Raw genomic sequence first — 16,444 nt, forward strand, 5'->3', positions numbered from 1 at the left:
ACTCGCTAATGCTCCTCTGTGGTCGTGTTATCTTGTTGCGCCAGGGTCAGTTTGCCCTGGGTGCAATCTTCGACGGGTGACACATGTGACTCGACGGAAGAAATATAACATTGTTTGAGCAGCGAACAATAACAGGTAAAGACCTCTACCTGCTCCGATATATCATCAATTTTGTCCCATAAGCGATTGTTAAAATTGCTTTTTTGCATAGTGAAAAGGGGGAGCGTGGCGCCGTCGGCAAGCAATGAGTGTTCGGCCCGGCTGGTAATATACCAGCCAAACTTGGCCAGCACATTGACTTCGTTGTCGTCCTGCTGCGCAGTATCAAGGGCTTCGCGGTACGCGCTGATGTTACAACAGGCATCGAACAGGGCTGTGAGCGAGTCATAGGCCCGGCCGCGGTAGTGGTATTGCACCCATTCAATCAGGGCGGGGCCGGTGCCCGAGTTCAGAATGCCAATGGTGATCCTGGGCCTTTCTGCCTCAAGGTCAAAGTTACTGTAGCTAAATTGCAGCCAGGGCCAGGTTTCGGCCTCAAGCTGGCGCTCTGCCGCGGCCACTTGCTCCTGTGCGGCCTTGGCCTGCATATAGGTGGCATAGAAAGACGCGGCCGAGATCAGCATGGCGCACAGTGCCAGCACAGTATTCATTTTGGAGCGCGACAGCTTCAGCTGTATAGGCCGGAACAGTCGCTTTGGTTTGACGTGAGGGGCAGGCTCGGGCCTGTCAACTTCATGTCCGGGCGGGTGCTCGTCACTGTCATCGATGTCGGGTAATGTGGTGTCCTGTTGTGTCATACGGCAAGTCCTGTTGGTGTTGTTTTATGGGGCCGTGAGATGAATAGCAAGGGTTTCTCCCTGCCTCAGCCGGTTGGTGTCGCGTCGGTTCCAGCGTTTCAGGTCCTTGACCGAGACACCAAACTGCCTGGCGATCCGCCACAAACTGTCGCCGCGCTTAACCACGTAATCCAGTGTTTCTGATCGCGATGGCAACAGCAAAGTCTGGCCGATGCGGATCATATCGTTGCTGAGCTGATTAAACTGGCGCAGTTCAGCAACCGACAAACCATGCTGTTTCGCTATCCTGCTCAGGCTGTCGCCACGGCGCACCACCATCTTTTGCCAGCGAGTATCTGGTAATGCCTGAAAATCAGCGGCTGCCAGCTGCCACTCCTGCGTGCGGGTTGTTGGCACCAGCACGTGGCCCGGCCCGTTAAGCAGCACCGGAAAGCGGCGAAAGCCCGGATTGAACACTGCCAGCTCTGCCCAGTTGTGTTGGTCTGGCAGGATCACCGCCTTACCCAGTGCCAGCTGAGTAAAAGCTGGCTGATTGTCTATGGCCGGAAAATGCATGCGCTGCTGTTTCAGCAGGGTGGCGGCGGCTAGCAGCTTAGGTACATAATGTCGGGTTTGTTTCGGCAATTTGAGCGAAAAAAAGTCAGTCGGCTTACCCGCTTTGTGATTTCTGGCGATGGCAGTGGCAACCCGGCCTTCACCAGTATTATAAGCGGCAATGGCATGGTACCAGTCACCGTCAAAACGCTTGTGTAAATAAACCAAAAAATCCAGAGCTGCCTGAGTGGACTGGATCAGATCCTGTCGCCCGTCGAACCAGGGGTTGATTGTGACACCATAATGCTTTGCGATTAACGGGGTTAACTGCCACAGCCCAGAAGCATGCTTTGCTGAGTAGGCCTGAGCGTTAAAATCGCTTTCTATCAGCGGCATCAATGCCAGCTCAATGGGCAGACCTCGGCGCTCCACCTCCGTCACCAGATAATACAAGTAGGGTTGGGCCCGCTCGCTGATGGTGTGCATATAATTCGGGTGTTGCAGATACCAGTTAACCCGCTTCAGCACTCTTGGGTGAGTGGATGTGGCAAAGCTCAGCTGCATGCGAATACGTTGCCAGACGTCATCGCTGGTGTGCGGGGTTGGCAGTGCGGGTAAAGGTCTGTCCGGTACGACTGTTGCAGCCGATATACTATGACTGGTCGTCAGGTGGTCATCAAAGCGGGTATCTGAGCGGGTAGACTGACACCCGCTGAGTAACATCAGGGTCATCAGCAGGACAAGGATTTTGGCTGGCATGTGGTTATTTGACGTTATTATTGTTTGTTCTGATTGTATATAAGTTGGGGATTTTTGCCACTCTTGTTAGAGGGAGCTGTTCGTTCTGACTGAACTCTACGAAAATTGAGCTACACGCAAGTCAGAGGGTCAATACCGCCAGGTCTGAATTGTTTGCACTGTCAGGGGGGAATAGTGTTACGTTCCGAACTAAAAAATGAACTGGTTCAGAATCGTATGGGGGCAGTGGTCCTCAGTTACGCTGATTCAAACCAGTATCTCGCTGGTGGGCTGGGCAATTATTATTGGCTTATCGACCGCCAGGGAAAAACCTTACTTATCACTCCCTGCGCGCAGCCGAGCTGGTGCTAAGCGAATTGGGTGCCACCCAGGCTACTTTTGATATGGCAATAGCCCACGACGAAATGATCGGCAATGTCAGTGACGGCCATTGCCGATTCGTGATGTCGCAGGATAAGCGTCTCTTTAAGTGCGTGCCTTGCCGAGATCACTGTGGATAAATGAGCCACGCAACATTTTAAACGTATTATCTACAGACCTTAGAATTCGTCAAACGCGTAGCTAAACTTAACAAATAAGTTCTTATTCAGCTGTACATCCTTGTCCAGATTTGGGTTGTAACTATGCAATTCTGAATAGCCCACATAGAACACAGTGTCTATGCTGGTTTTATAGGCGTAAACGATTTGTAGTCCCGAATTGGATTCCTTTTCTTGGAAATGGTCTTTGTCTAAGTACAATGCGAGATCTCTGATATTCCTATAGTTTTGCCAGGTAAGTCTCAGGTAGCTTTCTCGATTAAACTGGTAGTTCAGTCTGATATCGTACACCTTTGCATCGAGAGTATTCGATCCCTCATAGACAAGGTTTTCGTTGATATAGGTTGAGGTAATTTCTATATTCTTACTCGGATACCAACTCAGTTTTAAGCTTTTTAGGTCATAGTCTGACAGGTAGCCATTGACGTAATCGATGGCTTGGCCCTGTATGTATTCAAACGACGTGAAGATGTTGGAAAGTGGCGCAATATCAACGTTTATCGATTGCTTTTCAAAGTGCAGCACTTCACCATCAAAGTTTTCACTTTGATCCTGGTAAAGCGCGGTGACTTCTAGGTTGTTACTGCCGCTTAGCTCGGCTGAGTAGTTGATGTTCTTCTCAAGAAAGTCACCTTGTGTTGTGTGTGTAACATAACCATCAATACCGGCTTTAAAGCTGGATATATGCTGATTTTCTAATACCCAGTTTCTGAATAGACCGCTGTTTACTTCTTTGTAGTCCACCATAGGTACAAAGCCTAAATCAGCCCTGAAGTCGGCAGAGAAATAGCTGTAGTCAATGAAGGATTCCCAATCTTCGGTGTAGTAATCAAGGATTACTTTGTACGCTTTGCCTTGTTCTTTTCTGTCTTTATTAAATTCGGACTGAACGCTGAATGGATTTTTGGTCTCGGAATGGAGGTACTGTGACTTTAAAAGTAACGAGTCTGAAATATACCAGTTGGTATCGACCCCTGTTACTACATTACTGTAATCGCCTCCACTGCGGCTTGTTAAGATTGTGCCTACCGACAGATTGTTATTCAGATCTGTTCTGTAACGAGCCACAGCTGCAGTGCTCTTGATGTTTTCCTGGTTCTCGTCAACGAGCCGGACCTCTTCATCACCCGTATTACCGGGGATCAGTAGATTTGTTTCACTGTCTTCACCAACAAAAGCACCATAGGTATGCGATTTGTGCTGGCCTGTGAATTTCAGACCGTAGTCCGGTGCAACAATACTTCTGGTGTTTACGGCATCTATGCTGGTTAGAAAGTACTCGTTGTTTTCCAGAAAGAATGTACGTTTTTCTGGTCGGTTTAACGCAAATTTTGCATTGGCTTCCAAAAGTGCATCGTCATATTCTACCTGAGAGTAATCGGGATTTATGGTTGTATTTAATGTATGGCTAGAGTTGATCCGCCACTTTAAGTCAAGAGAAGGCTCGTAATCATCCGTTTCATCGATGATGTTATCCCCGGCGTCCCGTAGAGTGCTTTTTTTTGCAACCAGGCTGGGAATAATCTTAAGGTATCCGTCGCTTTCTTTTTTTACAGTGACGCGATAAGAGCTGTACTGACAGATGTCACATGATATTTCACGTTTAACTGGCGAGTTTGAAAACGTTTTTATAATGCTGTCGTAGTAAATCCGTTCAAAGTTTATGTTCCAGACCTGCTCTTCATTTTCAGGCATAGATAAGCTATTGTAAGGAATGAATATTTCTGTGGTGTAACCATTATCAAGCACTTGCCCTGAAGATAGCCATTCAGCATCCCAGTCCTTTTTGGTTTCACCGGTGATCTCACTGAACGACGAGTCTTCCTGAACACCAAGAGGGTTCACAAAAAACTTGTATGCGATCTTGCCTGTTTCAAACGCGTCAATGGAAATACCTACTTTTTCATCATTGTCCAGCAGGTCTCGTTCTTTAAGAAAAACTTTTATTTTGTCGGTGTTTTGATACTCACTTTCAAAGGATACATAAATGCCACTATTACTACTTATGATCTTTGCAGTTGTTTTAACATCTGGTTGAGCGTTGATTCGCGGGGAAACTTCATAGTTCAAGTCAATCTTAAGTGCATCCTTCCATGCTGCTTCAGAGAGAGCACCATCGATATTTATTTTTATGTCTTGATATGGCACCTCGCTTAAACTTTCATTTGCAAAAGATGCTCCGGAGAAAAATAAAGCTAGTAATGTATTTTTCATAATTTCATTCACTTCTAAACTGGTTTTTGTTCTTGTTGATGCTTTCTCCACATCATCATGCTAAGAGAAATAACTAACATGGATATCGTGGCAATAAATAGTTGGTTACTCGAAAATATATTTGAGCACCAACTTCCTATCATCAATGCAGCGATAGGCAGGCTTTCATTGATTGCAAAGACTCGCCCCCGGGAGGAATGAGGCACATCTTGCTCTATAAAAACCTCAGATACACCAATAAAAATCATCTGACCAATGAAAAACACAGTGCAGAAGAAAAAGCTAAGAAACCAGTTCGACTGGGAAAAGAATATAAAAACAGAAACTATCAGTGCAGTCATAAATGAATAACTAAGTGCAGGCTTTTTGCTGGCTGTGTTAATCAGTACAGCGCCCATTGAGTTGCCTAAACAAATTAATGCTGAGAAAATATATGGGCCATATTCTGAGAATCCAATTTCTATACTTTTACTAGGGAATTTTTCATAAAAAACGCCTGTGTAGAAATCAATAAATATCATTAGAATTAAAAGCACTGACAACCTGCTTCCCGGCCTAAAATACTTTAAGCCAGTAGCGATGCTTTTTATATCAAACTTGACATAGCTTGGCTCTATCAGCTCAATTTTCATTGGTGCTAGAACAATAAATGATATAAAAAATGTAGCTGCGTTTAGTAGAAATATAACTTCTGTTTCGTAATTGGCTTCACACCAAATTGAGATTGCTATAGATAGCAATCCTCCGGCTGAATAGAAAAAGTTAAATATAGAATTAAAAGAGGGGAAGTCATCTGAAACCTCTGTCATTAGCTTCAATCTTGCAGGATCAAATATGCTTCCAAGCATTGAGTTTATTCCAGCTATAGCTAGCCATAGGTATATGGGGTAGTCAGATGGGTATAAGAATAATACTATAAATATTAAGCCTCTCAGTAGTTCAGAAGACAGTATTATTTTTTTTAAATCATATTTGTCCGCTATGATCCCAAATATAGGCTGAAAGAACCTTGGCAGAAAGTAAATTATTAGTAGCAAGGATACGAATTGCTCACCTCTTTCATAAGCTATAATAAGAAGTGCGGGGAGAGCCATAAAGTCCCCGATGGTAGAAATAGATTGGCTAGTAAGTATTTTCCTTTCGTTACTAGATAGATCTTTTATATGATGGTACATCCACTTATTCCATGTTTATCTAGGTGGTTTTTATGAGTTGTTCGAGAGTGATATGTACTACTTTACAAGAGGATATCAGGCAAAGTAGTACATAAAATTGGTATGTGGAGTCTATGAGATCAGGGTTTTTAAGTTCTTTCTAATAGATTCTATGTCGCTGAGCAGTGTTTCTTCATCTTCGGCAACAAGGAACACTTTACCAAAACTGTTCCAGGCACCTGACATTTCTGACATTGGATAAATTACGTCATTTTCCATGATATAAGGTGTGAATTGACAGGTGGAAGAAGGCGCGATGACACTCGTCAGATCCGGTGCTTGTCGGTAAACAATTTGCTCTTTCCAAGGCTGAGAGTGTTCGTCAGCTGGGAGCAGGCTGATTGTTGCTGAGTATGCTTTTTTGTTTTCCAGTGTGTTGAAAAAGTCCGATTTTATCTGTGACTCTTTGTTATAAACGATGTCCATATACTCAGAGATAATATCTACACCAAAAGATGCTTCGATCTGCGGAATGATACTCCACCCTGCAAATCGCGCTGCTGATTCAATAATCGCAATCTCATTATTTGCAAGTAGTTTTATTTCGGTGTGTGTACCACAGTAATCTAAGCCTAAGGATTCGATACAGGGCTTGATCTTGTCTACGATAAGCTTCTGTTTGTCCACTGACAAAGTACATGGGCTCATGCTAACCGTTTCGGTAAATGGATAGATCATGGGCAGGTTTTGCGTTATCGCCACCGGATGGTACGTGCCATTGATCACCACCCCTTCAACACTAATATAGTCAGCATACGGGCTGTTTTCACCAAACCAGCATGATGAGTCACCTACCAGCATTCCCTCTTTGATAAGCGGTTGGCTTTTCAAGTGTGACTTGTAGGGCATGGTATCTATGGTTTCTTCAATGAGCTGCGTTGTTTTACCTAAAATACTTTCTAAGTCATCAGCTTCTTCCTGATTATTGATTAGGGAGATCCCCAATGAACCGGCACAGTTTGATGGCTTAATAAGGTAAGGAAAGTCAATATGGTGATTGAGCACTTCTGTCGGATTTGAAGACGCAAAGAACTTTCTGTTTAGTAACCCGTGCTTTTCAAAAAATGTATACATTACATCTTTTCTCAAGGAATTGGTTACTGAGCTTCCAGGTCCTTTTAGGCCCAGTTTGTCATTGACCTGAGATACTTCGTCTAAGTGAAATTCATCAAATGTAATGATGGCTTCTGCGCTGATCTCGCGGGCCAGATCCGAGAGGAATGTGATTAAAGACACGTTATTTGGTATGTCTTCAGGCATCACTAAGTGATTGATCAAGCTTTTTAAGTCATTTAGTTCCGCTTCTGCAATATCCTCGGTCTGAACGACCCATACGTTAACTTCTTTGGTTAACTTAGATAGTACATACTGGAAAGGGGGACCGCCCAGCACATTGACATAAATAATATTTTTCATATAAATAATCCTTTTAAAATTCGAGTAACTCTTCTTCTATTGTTATGTTTGGAGAGTATGACTTTAGTAATTCGATTAACTCTGTTTTAGCTTTTTCCAGCTCTGATTGGGGATAGCTAGGCAGCTTATCCAATACAAAGTAAGCATTTTTAGTATTTTCCGTAAGCTGAGTGCGCGTACATTGTCTCCAGTTCCACCTTCTGCAGGTTGCGCCGGCTGAGTCAAGCCATATCGGCTCGCCTTCTTTAGGAGAAGTCTGGGCACCTTCCCCTTCACCGACGATAAAAAGCTCTTCTCCAGTCGATTTTGTGAAAACTAAATCGCTAAGCAGTGCATCCCTATCTTCACCACCGATTGGCAAAGAGTATTTAATACTAATAGCATTATATATATTTACTACATGATTTATGTCTGGTAAATCCAGACCTTTTAATACTCTTTGAGAAAGCGCTTCAAAAGAGCTAACCGCACTTCTGTGTTTTACGCCAAAGGTTTTAAATGTAGCTCTCCAATCAACTACATTTTTTTCATCTGTGAAGGTTTTATTAGCAAACCTTTCCCTTAGATCAGACTCTTCTTCTCTTAGTATTTCTAATGAATTGAAGTTTTCATTTTTTTCGATACCAGAAACATAAAGAACTGTCATACTATATCCTTTGTATGATTCTTTTATTTTGCTGTCTAAGTGTAGTTTATATGACATAAAGTTCCTTTGTTTAGTTTTTCTCTTGGTTTCTTATTTTGACACCCGACTTTTTCCATGATGATTCAGCTTTGGCTGTGTTCTCTTGTTTCACGAAAATATAATCAGTGTCAAAAGAGGATGTAACTAATACACTTATATCTGACTCAGAGAGAGGTGATATAAGGGATACTAATACACCTGATAGTTCAAAGCTAAGCTGGCCCTCCACTTGATAGGAAACCCAACCTTGCTCACTGGATAGCATATCAATTTCTTCTGTAGAACCTTCTTCAACAATGCATGTAATACAATGCTGCTCAGAAATGATTGCAAACAGATGCTTTTCTAGCTTTAAATAGGTTGATGCATCCATTGAGCCTTTTCTAAGTTTGCAAACTTTAAACTCTTTATTGGCTTTAATTAGAATCATATTATGTATTCGACATTCAGATATATTGAATATCGAAACCTATGGTAGAGCGATAACCTGTTTCATTATTATTTTTGGTGCGGATTGAGGTTACGGTGTGCCAGAGATCACTGTTTCTGTCAGGCTGTAGTATTCCCATACCTGGTTGCAGGGTGGTGTTCAATACTTCAGTCTTTGCATCAGAGCCATAAATAATGCTTTTTCCACCTTCGACATTATTCCTTTCTACAACCATAGCTGAGACTATATAGTCCATGCCATCCTGGTGTATTCCCTCTGGAGAGTTTGTTGCAGATTCCTCTGGGTAACAATAAACAAGGGTATAATGGACTATAATGTTAAAGTTGCATTGCTGCCCATTGAGTTTTGTGTACAGTTGATTCGCAAGGTACTTTATCGTTTTATGCAAATACTCAGTATCAAGCTTGTCAGGAAGTTCTTTGAATTTTCTTTTGACCAGGCGGTAGTCTTGAAGGTTTGTACTGGTAAGCGCATCTTCCTGCCCAAACTCTCGCGCGGGTACTCGCTTGATGACAAAGTCATTACCATCATGAGTGATATTGAATTCAGCGATAAGACGTTTTCGAGTTGGTTTTAGCTTATCCAGTTCTGCGTACAGACTGGGTGGGCATTTTTCCAGAACCGCACGCAGATCTGAATCAGGCATGATGCCGCTATAGTACTGTCCCCAAAAGTTTTCGTCATACTTCGCCAGCTCTTCCGGGGCTAAATTTTGCTTAATTAGTTCTATTTTCTTTTGTCGGAAGAGGTAGTTATCCCACTCATAATCATGTTCGTAGGCATTGCGTAGAGTCGCTGATAGCGTGTTTATATCGACACCAAAATCAGCTGTGTTAATGACCTCGATAGGGACCTTTAGCTCTCTTATTAACATTGCAAACTCCTTTATTGCATTTTTGTATGTTTTAGATTTAAAAATATCCTTTTGATATACCTTACATCATCTTCTATCAACGCTTTAGGATGAGTAAAAAACGTTCAAGGTATTGATAAGTATTAGTTTTAATATCTGTTCTTAGAACGGGGCCAATGATACATTTTGCTGCTCATGTGTCAACGAAAAAGGTCCATAAGTTTAACACTCGCGCATGGATGAATAATTTGTTGTTATTATGTCAATGCAAATTGAAATAAATTATGAATAAGAAATGCAGAAATCACTCACCAAAATTTAAAGCGAAAATAGCTCTGGCAAAACGTTCATCGCCGCAGTTATAAGCTGCAATGACGTCATACCAGCTACCACTCAGCGTTGATGCATACAGGTTAAAAAATCGAGCGCAGCCCAGTAGATGGGAGCAGGTTCTGGTGTCCTTCAAGCCGGGGATGGATAGTGACACTATGCTGTTTTGCTATTCAGGGCGTCAGTTGTCATAAGCCGACATAAATTGGGGAATTTTGCCACTCTTGTCGGGCTGGGCTGATCGTTTAGCTCAACCTGTACGTAAATTGAGCTAAACTTGCATTGTTACGCACGGCAACACGTTGTGCTGACTGAGTACCGTCAGGGGGCTTTTATGTTACGTTCCGAACTAAAAAATGAGCTTGAACAGGACCATATGGACGCTGTGATCCTAAGTTATGCAGATTCCAATCACTATCTGGCCGGTGGACTGGATCCGCTGGGTAATTACCATTTACTGACCGACCGCCAGGGTAAAACCCTGACCTACAATTCATTGCGCGAAGCCGAGCTGGTATTGGCAGAGCTGGGCGCTACGCAAGCCACTTTTGATATGGAAACGGCCTACGACGAGATGATTGGCAATGTCAGCGATGGACACTGCCGGTTTGTTATGCCGCTGAATAAAGCATCACTTTAAGTGTGTGCCTTGTCGATAGGACAAGGCACACAGCGTATTCAATGAAATGTTTCGTGACTGAAACGTAGGTGTTTGGCGTGTTCCATCAGCTGACGAAAATCTTCCTGGGCGATTTGCAGTAAATGGCGATGGTCGCCAGACTCGATGTAAACATGGGGTTGGTTGAGGAGTAAATCGTCAAAGACAGTATCCAGATGATAAGCATTGGCGATGGGTGGCACTGCACCCGGGCTGCAGTCCGGAAACAAACGGTACACCTGACGTTCTTTCATCAGGTGAAAGCGCCGCTTAAGTGCGTCGTTCAGGCTGCTCAGGCTAATTTTATAGTTTGCAGGCAACACTGCCATCAGGCGTTTACTTTCGTGGTCTTCCAGCATCACGGCTTTCGCCAGCTGCGGTAGAGGAACTTGGCTGAGGTAAGCAGAGCCAAATGATGACTGGCTCTCAACATGCTCGATGACGCGATAGGGAATGAGGTGTGTGTCTAAGTAGGCACTGATACGATGAGTCATGGGATCTCCTCGTTTTTGGTTACCATGGTCTATAAGCATAGTTGATACTGCGCACTTAGACACGGCCTCTGTGACTGGTTTGTGAGCTTACACTCGCTGGTGTTATTAATCAGCGGTTTGTGGCAAGTCTACGTGCAGGTGCCCGCGTTCATAGTCTAGTGTCAGTAAAAAGTGTTGCAGAAGACTTGTGCCAACAATACCCTGAACCCGTTTCCCACGGATCCGTGATCTGCCGCTCTGATATTGCTCCAGCAAATGAATTTTCTGGCCTTCTGCTGGGTAGGTTATCTGTATATTGTTTAACTCAAAAGGGCCAAACTTGACGCTGTCGGCCAGTGCTGAGTGCATTTGACCGGCACTATTTGCACCAAAGCTTTGGTGACTTTCGCTTTCCAGTTCAAGCCAGCCTAAGCTTTTAGCTAAACTACGTTTAACGATGATCCCGCCTGCATTACCAGTATCCAACAGCATCCAGATGGCGCGGCCCGATACTTCAAGGCGAACGATAGGTAACCCGGTTCCCTTATGTCTTTGAGTTTCTACATTTTCAAATTCATGTAATTTTGCGACCTTTTTATTGATCAAGCGGATTTTATTGTTGGGATAGTCAATTTGCGTAATAAAGTCACGGAAAAAATTGGCACCAAACAAGAGTGCATTACTATGGTGGCCCAGAGAGCTTTCCAGCAAGTAACTCATTTTGGATTCCTTACCAAATAAGGTCACTGCAACCTCGTTGTAGGTTGGCCGTTGCTCTTCTGAGTAAACCCCTTTCACCCAGACCCGCTCACCTGTGGACAATGACAGATTGTGCTTGTTAATGAAATGCTTGTTGATCCCATTGGATTGGGCACCGGAATCCAGAATTGCGAACCCTTTTTTACCCTCTACAGTCACGGGGAACTTAATATGACCATTTTGTAATTCAAAATCCACCCAGGGGGAAACATTGGCGTGTGAGTAAAACGACAGTGAGATGAACAACGACAGTAAAAACTTCTGCATCATCATTAAACTTCCTTTTTAATAATTTTTGGCATGCTAGCATCTTGATAAGATATTTATCAACAAAATTAACCTTTTTGGGTAATTATATATACATTTTGTGAATTTTATGATTTCTTTAATAGCGCGTGGCAGTGTTGCTGCTACAGTGTACCGCTGAGCGTCAGTGTGAGTTCTGGCTTGCTGGCTTCGAAGAGCACTTCGCGGGCTTGCAAGGGTTGGCTTCTGTTTGTGTCATAAAAGTCGCGATAATAGTCATATCTGGCAGTGTTTATCGTATCCAACTCTATTCTGAGAGCCAGCCCGCTGTAGATACTCATTTGTGCGAAAGCACTAAGCTGGGTATGGGCTCGTTCGGTAAATACTTCATCATGATAGTACTCGCGAAATCGAGTAGGCAGAAACGCTTCTATACCCCAGGATAAGCTGGCCTGATCTCGTCGGAACCCTATGATTAACTCGTGCGGTGTTATGCCTGTGATGGGACGCGTGCCGCTCAGCGGATCGGTATAGCGCGCATCTCGCCAGGCATAACTTAGCTCAACACGGCTGTGACTGAGCAGCAAATGGGTATTAATACTCCACTCGGTATCCAGGCCAAAATAGCGTGCCCGCCCTGCATTGACGATGGCGCCATTGCCATTACTTTGTACCTGATACTCGTGAATGTCCTGCTGCCACTGATAAAGCGGGCTCAGGGTAAACTCAAACCACTCGGCCCGGGCATATTGCCAGGTGAGCATCAGCTCAGTGTACTGCATGGGTTTTAACTGTGTGCTGCCATTTTGTGTGCGCGCAAAACCGCTGCTCTGAGTGCTTTGAAACAGTCCAAAGTCCAGCTGTTCAACCTGATGCTGCGCACTGAATGTCAGTTGTGAGTCTGCACTGAGGTCGTAACCCAGTTTGAGCTGCGGCTTTAACAGGCGATGTTGTTGTGATTGCGTGCCGTTAAGGTCGGATTTCAGGGTAGCCTGCTCCAGTGCGAGCTTGCCCGACAACTGCCACTGTGGTGCAACCTGCCAGCTGGCCGCCACAAAAGGCTCAAACCGTGTTTCATTGACCTTGCTGTTTTCAGTTTGGCCTTCATTTATGGTGTTTGCCGTGACTGAGTTGTAGCTCCCTTCTATGCCGACACTCGGCTGCAGGTAATGTGACGGATTATTATATGCTAGCCTGAGCACTTGCTCGCGCGCACGTTCTTGCTGATTAAATGAGACATTGGCCAAATTTTGTGCCTGCCATTCTTGTATAGACAAGTCTGATTGCGCTCGTCTGGCAAGGCCTGTGAGCTGAAATTGCCAGTCACTGTTTGCCTTTTTAAGCCAGTCAAAGCCCAGCTCATATTCATCTGCCTGCTCGATGTCGTTGGTGCCATTAACAGGGGCTGGCAAAGCCGGCGTCCAGCGGTAACGGGTAAGCCAGTCGGTTTGCTGTGCTGATGCATTGAGTTGCAGGCTGCCATTGTGCAGCTGGGTTCTGCTGATCAAAGCCAGCTGCACACCGTGTTCCCGCTCAGCAAATTGCTCCCGCTCGCTATCGGTTGCCTGGTTTGATTGCACATTGGCATATTGCGCCAGCTCGCCAGAGGTGTAGGCGTGGTTGTTCACCCATTTCACACTGGCGCTGTGGTGCCAGTTAGCATGGCGAGTTTGCATACTCAGCATAGCTTCGCTCAGCTCATTGTGGCTATGCTGAGAGCTTAGCTCAGCACGCCAGTCTAATGAGGTGCCCTGATCTTTGATAAGGATGTTTACGACCTGAGTATATTCACTCAGTTGGCTAAATGGATGCTGGCCGATATATAACTCCAGCCCTGCAATCTGGTTGATCGGCAGCTGGCGCAGCAGGGTCTCAATTGAGTCGGATTTGGATAACGGAACCACGCCATCGATCAGTACATTACTGCTGGCACCGCTGAGTCCGCGTTCGTTACTGCCTTCTGTGAGTACAAAGGTGGGCAGCTGATTAAGCAGATCCAGTGCATGCTGGGCACTGAACTGGGCAAGGGCCGCTTCGTTAAACACACTATCGGCCTGATCCTGCGCATAAGCCGGCGCGACGACTGCGCAGATCAGCGACGAGAGCAGTAAAGCAGGTTTGAATCGGTTCATACAACACTCCTTGAAAAGTTGCCCTATGATACGAGTTTCAAATCAAGATAAACAAAAGCTTAGGGGTAAGATGTGGCTGACTGGGACGAATGAACCTGAGCGGTTTACTGGTCCCGATGGAGGTGGGACGAATAGATTGGCGCAAATTTAGATACTTTGCGCCAGCTGGTTTTTCACTGCCTGTTTATAGCCCTTACTCAGGGCAACCTGAGCGCCGCTTTTGAGCTGAATAACAGCACTGCCAGAAGGTTTATTCTGGATCCTGTCAATGGCATACAGGTTAACCGCATGAGAACGATGAGTGCGGATAAACTGAGACGGCAGCTGAGCCATCAGCTCTTTTAAGGTGCCGCGCTTCAGGTATTGCCGGGTACTGGTATGGATCTCCATATAATTGCTGGCGGCCGTAACATGAGTAATGTCGTCAAAGGGCACCGGGGCTTTGTCTTTCCCCTGATCAGCCCAAAGCACCGGATGCTCCTGATCTGGCTCGGCAATGATGCGCAACTGGGTGTGCCACAAAATGGTGATCACAAACAGCACCAGCAGGTGGGCTGGCGCAAAATAATACAAGGTATAAGCAACCGGGTCGTCAAGTGCCACCAGATCGAACAATGCCTGTAGTAACATGGCACTTAAATACGCACCACTCATGAGTTTGAGGTAATGGGAAACATTTACCTTAGGAGCTGGTTCAAGCCAAGAAAGGGCACGAAAAACCATTGGAGACAGTAAATACCACAAGCCCCATTCCTGCACCGCCCACCAAAGTGGATTATTGAGGCGCTCTTCTTCGGGCACTGACCAGTCGTGCAATAGGTCTATAAGGGTCAGAAAGGCAATCACCAGCGTCCACCCGCACAACGACAGCAGCCATTCTTGTCTGATCCGAGCCGACACCACGCTTCCCCATATTTGATACACTGGCGTATTTTAGCACTTTGCTAACGGTTGTGAAGCCAAACCGCTTTGCTATCACTCAAGCGTCATAAACACATGCCCCGATATCCCGTCCCTCTTTTGCCAGCCCGTTTCTTTTCTCCATCGCCAGGTTTCTTCTTTGCGTAATCTCTCCTCGGTCATCCGGCTTCTCACTTCCAGCACCGGGCTCCTCACTGCCGTTATCCGGCTTCTCCTTCCGTCATCCCAGCTCCTTCCTCCGTCATCCCGGCCACCGAGCCAGGAACCATAAAAGCACCGTCAGGTGCCAAAAAATAGCCACGAAACTGAAGGCGAGTAGATCCCGCATCAAGTGCGGATGACGAGTGTAGGGTACCAGTTTATGCCTATTCTCCCTTCGCCACCCAGCTCCTTCCTCCGTCATCCCGGCCACCGAGCCGGGAACCATAAAAGCACCGTCAGGTGCCAAAAAACAGCCACGAAGCCGAAGGCGAGCTGCTCCCGTCACCCGACCTTTTTGCTGTTATCCAGCCTGTTTCCTCCACTATCTCCGTCTTTAACAACCCAACTAAAAAAGGGCTCTTCCATAAGAAAAAAGCCATGCTCAAAATTTAACTTGTTTCGAACCGTAAGTTTCGACTATAATTTCACAACGTTCGAAACGAAACTTATAACTATATATAAAACTACGATGACAAAACGCAATACACAGCAACGCAGACATACAATTCTTGCCATGGTAAACGAGCAGGGCGAAGTGAGTGTGGAAGCCTTAGCCAGTGAATTTGCCACATCAGAAGTTACGATTCGAAAGGATTTAACCGCATTGGAAAAAAGCGGCCTGTTATTACGCCGCTATGGTGGCGCTGTGGCACTGCCGCAAGAGATTGTTGCCAAAGGCGACGACGTACGCGATACGCTGCGCAAAGTGGCCATTGCCAAAGCCGCTGCTACGCTGATAAAAGATCACCATCGCATTATCATCGACAGCGGCCGTACTACCGCTGCCATGATCCCGGAGCTGGCGCAAAAGCGCGGGCTGGTGGTGATGACCAATGCCATTAATATTGCCAACCGCTTGTTGGCACTGGAAAACGAGCCGACTTTATTGATGACCGGTGGCACCTGGGACCCCCATTCGGAGTCCTTTCAGGGGCAGGTTGCCGAGCAGGTTTTACGCTCTTACGATTTTGATACCTTGTTCATCGGTGCCGACGGCATTGATGTAGCAAGGGGCACCACCACGTTCAATGAGCTGGTGGGATTAAGTCAGGTCATGGCCGAAGCGGCTCGTGACGTGGTTGTACTGGTCGAATCTGAAAAGATCGGCCGCAGAATACCGAATTTAGAATTGCCCTGGGATCAGGTCACGACCTTGATCACCGACAACAACCTGGCCGCAGACTTGCGCCAGGCGATCGAGGCCCGTGGCGTGCAGTTGATCTGTGCAGAGGTAGAGTGACAACACACAACGTGCAAATAAT

The 16,444-nt window shown here is 45.5% G+C and carries 14 protein-coding genes; 2 read left to right on the plus strand and 12 right to left on the minus strand.

All coding sequences use genetic code 11. The features are described from left to right. Positions 1-5 precede the first annotated feature (5 nt). The 8 genes from CWB98_RS17045 to CWB98_RS17085 all read right to left on the minus strand — a co-directional run bounded on the left by CWB98_RS17045 (position 6) and on the right by CWB98_RS17085 (position 9,483). The gene (locus CWB98_RS17045; RefSeq protein ID WP_212751146.1) at positions 6-797 is read right to left on the minus strand and encodes a hypothetical protein; all 792 of its coding nucleotides are present in this window, start codon (positions 795-797) and stop codon (positions 6-8) included. Positions 798-821: 24 nt separating this feature from the next. Then, positions 822-2,090, minus strand: a complete 1,269-nt coding sequence (locus CWB98_RS17050; protein WP_138545950.1) for a LysM peptidoglycan-binding domain-containing protein — start codon at positions 2,088-2,090, stop codon at positions 822-824. A gap of 539 nt (positions 2,091-2,629) precedes the next feature. Then, on the minus strand, positions 2,630-4,894 hold the full coding sequence (locus tag CWB98_RS17060) for a carbohydrate binding family 9 domain-containing protein (protein ID WP_138545951.1): 2,265 nt from the start codon (positions 4,892-4,894) through the stop codon (positions 2,630-2,632). Further along, positions 4,858-6,018 carry an MFS transporter gene (locus CWB98_RS17065; RefSeq protein WP_138545952.1) on the minus strand — a complete coding sequence of 387 codons (1,161 nt, stop codon included), beginning with the start codon at positions 6,016-6,018 and terminating at the stop codon, positions 4,858-4,860. The genes CWB98_RS17060 and CWB98_RS17065 overlap by 37 nt, the downstream gene beginning before the upstream one ends. Before the next feature lie 111 nt (positions 6,019-6,129). Then, positions 6,130-7,473, minus strand: coding sequence for an ATP-grasp domain-containing protein (locus tag CWB98_RS17070; RefSeq protein WP_138545953.1), 1,344 nt, complete (start codon positions 7,471-7,473; stop codon positions 6,130-6,132). A 13-nt stretch (positions 7,474-7,486) separates the two neighbouring features. Further along, positions 7,487-8,176, minus strand: a complete 690-nt coding sequence (locus CWB98_RS17075) for a B3/B4 domain-containing protein (protein WP_138545954.1) — start codon at positions 8,174-8,176, stop codon at positions 7,487-7,489. Between the two features lie 13 nt (positions 8,177-8,189). Beyond that, positions 8,190-8,588, minus strand: coding sequence for an ACT domain-containing protein (locus CWB98_RS17080; protein WP_138545955.1), 399 nt, complete (start codon positions 8,586-8,588; stop codon positions 8,190-8,192). 16 nt (positions 8,589-8,604) lie between these two features. Beyond that, a complete protein-coding gene (locus CWB98_RS17085; protein WP_138545956.1) occupies positions 8,605-9,483 on the minus strand; it encodes a 2OG-Fe dioxygenase family protein in 879 nt (292 codons plus the stop codon). Between the two features lie 643 nt (positions 9,484-10,126). Here CWB98_RS17085 and CWB98_RS17090 point away from each other — a divergent pair. Continuing rightward, positions 10,127-10,432, plus strand: coding sequence for a DUF6482 family protein (locus tag CWB98_RS17090; RefSeq protein WP_138545957.1), 306 nt, complete (start codon positions 10,127-10,129; stop codon positions 10,430-10,432). 38 nt (positions 10,433-10,470) lie between these two features. Here CWB98_RS17090 and CWB98_RS17095 read toward each other — a convergent pair whose 3' ends face one another. The 4 genes from CWB98_RS17095 to CWB98_RS17110 all read right to left on the minus strand — a co-directional run bounded on the left by CWB98_RS17095 (position 10,471) and on the right by CWB98_RS17110 (position 14,960). Continuing rightward, positions 10,471-10,944 (minus strand): aminoacyl-tRNA deacylase, encoded by a 474-nt coding sequence (locus CWB98_RS17095; protein WP_138545958.1) that lies wholly within the window; start codon positions 10,942-10,944, stop codon positions 10,471-10,473. A 105-nt stretch (positions 10,945-11,049) separates the two neighbouring features. After that, positions 11,050-11,955, minus strand: coding sequence for a retropepsin-like aspartic protease (locus tag CWB98_RS17100; protein WP_138545959.1), 906 nt, complete (start codon positions 11,953-11,955; stop codon positions 11,050-11,052). Between the two features lie 137 nt (positions 11,956-12,092). Continuing rightward, on the minus strand, positions 12,093-14,060 hold the full coding sequence (locus tag CWB98_RS17105) for a TonB-dependent receptor (protein ID WP_138545960.1): 1,968 nt from the start codon (positions 14,058-14,060) through the stop codon (positions 12,093-12,095). Between the two features lie 147 nt (positions 14,061-14,207). Beyond that, entirely contained in the window at positions 14,208-14,960 is a 753-nt protein-coding gene (locus CWB98_RS17110) for a LytTR family DNA-binding domain-containing protein (RefSeq protein WP_138545961.1), read from the minus strand. Between the two features lie 691 nt (positions 14,961-15,651). Between CWB98_RS17110 and CWB98_RS17115 the strand changes: the two genes are divergently transcribed. Further along, a complete protein-coding gene (locus CWB98_RS17115) occupies positions 15,652-16,422 on the plus strand; it encodes a DeoR/GlpR family DNA-binding transcription regulator (RefSeq protein ID WP_138545962.1) in 771 nt (256 codons plus the stop codon). Positions 16,423-16,444: the final 22 nt, after the last annotated feature.

Source organism: Pseudoalteromonas rubra (assembly GCF_005887115.1).
In the GTDB taxonomy this organism is placed as follows: Bacteria; Pseudomonadota; Gammaproteobacteria; order Enterobacterales; family Alteromonadaceae; genus Pseudoalteromonas; species Pseudoalteromonas rubra_F.

What these genes read in the sequence shown, in the direction of transcription:
- CWB98_RS17045 (WP_212751146.1), bottom strand. Translation starts at nt 797, where the DNA reads ATGACACAACAGGACACCACATTACCCGACATCGATGACAGTGACGAG.
- CWB98_RS17090 (WP_138545957.1), top strand. Translation starts at nt 10,127, where the DNA reads ATGTTACGTTCCGAACTAAAAAATGAGCTTGAACAGGACCATATGGAC.
- CWB98_RS17105 (WP_138545960.1), bottom strand. Translation starts at nt 14,060, where the DNA reads ATGAACCGATTCAAACCTGCTTTACTGCTCTCGTCGCTGATCTGCGCA.
- CWB98_RS17075 (WP_138545954.1), bottom strand. Translation starts at nt 8,176, where the DNA reads ATGTCATATAAACTACACTTAGACAGCAAAATAAAAGAATCATACAAA.
- CWB98_RS17085 (WP_138545956.1), bottom strand. Translation starts at nt 9,483, where the DNA reads ATGTTAATAAGAGAGCTAAAGGTCCCTATCGAGGTCATTAACACAGCT.
- CWB98_RS17070 (WP_138545953.1), bottom strand. Translation starts at nt 7,473, where the DNA reads ATGAAAAATATTATTTATGTCAATGTGCTGGGCGGTCCCCCTTTCCAG.
- CWB98_RS17050 (WP_138545950.1), bottom strand. Translation starts at nt 2,090, where the DNA reads ATGCCAGCCAAAATCCTTGTCCTGCTGATGACCCTGATGTTACTCAGC.
- CWB98_RS17115 (WP_138545962.1), top strand. Translation starts at nt 15,652, where the DNA reads ATGACAAAACGCAATACACAGCAACGCAGACATACAATTCTTGCCATG.
- CWB98_RS17065 (WP_138545952.1), bottom strand. Translation starts at nt 6,018, where the DNA reads ATGTACCATCATATAAAAGATCTATCTAGTAACGAAAGGAAAATACTT.
- CWB98_RS17100 (WP_138545959.1), bottom strand. Translation starts at nt 11,955, where the DNA reads ATGATGATGCAGAAGTTTTTACTGTCGTTGTTCATCTCACTGTCGTTT.
- CWB98_RS17080 (WP_138545955.1), bottom strand. Translation starts at nt 8,588, where the DNA reads ATGATTCTAATTAAAGCCAATAAAGAGTTTAAAGTTTGCAAACTTAGA.
- CWB98_RS17095 (WP_138545958.1), bottom strand. Translation starts at nt 10,944, where the DNA reads ATGACTCATCGTATCAGTGCCTACTTAGACACACACCTCATTCCCTAT.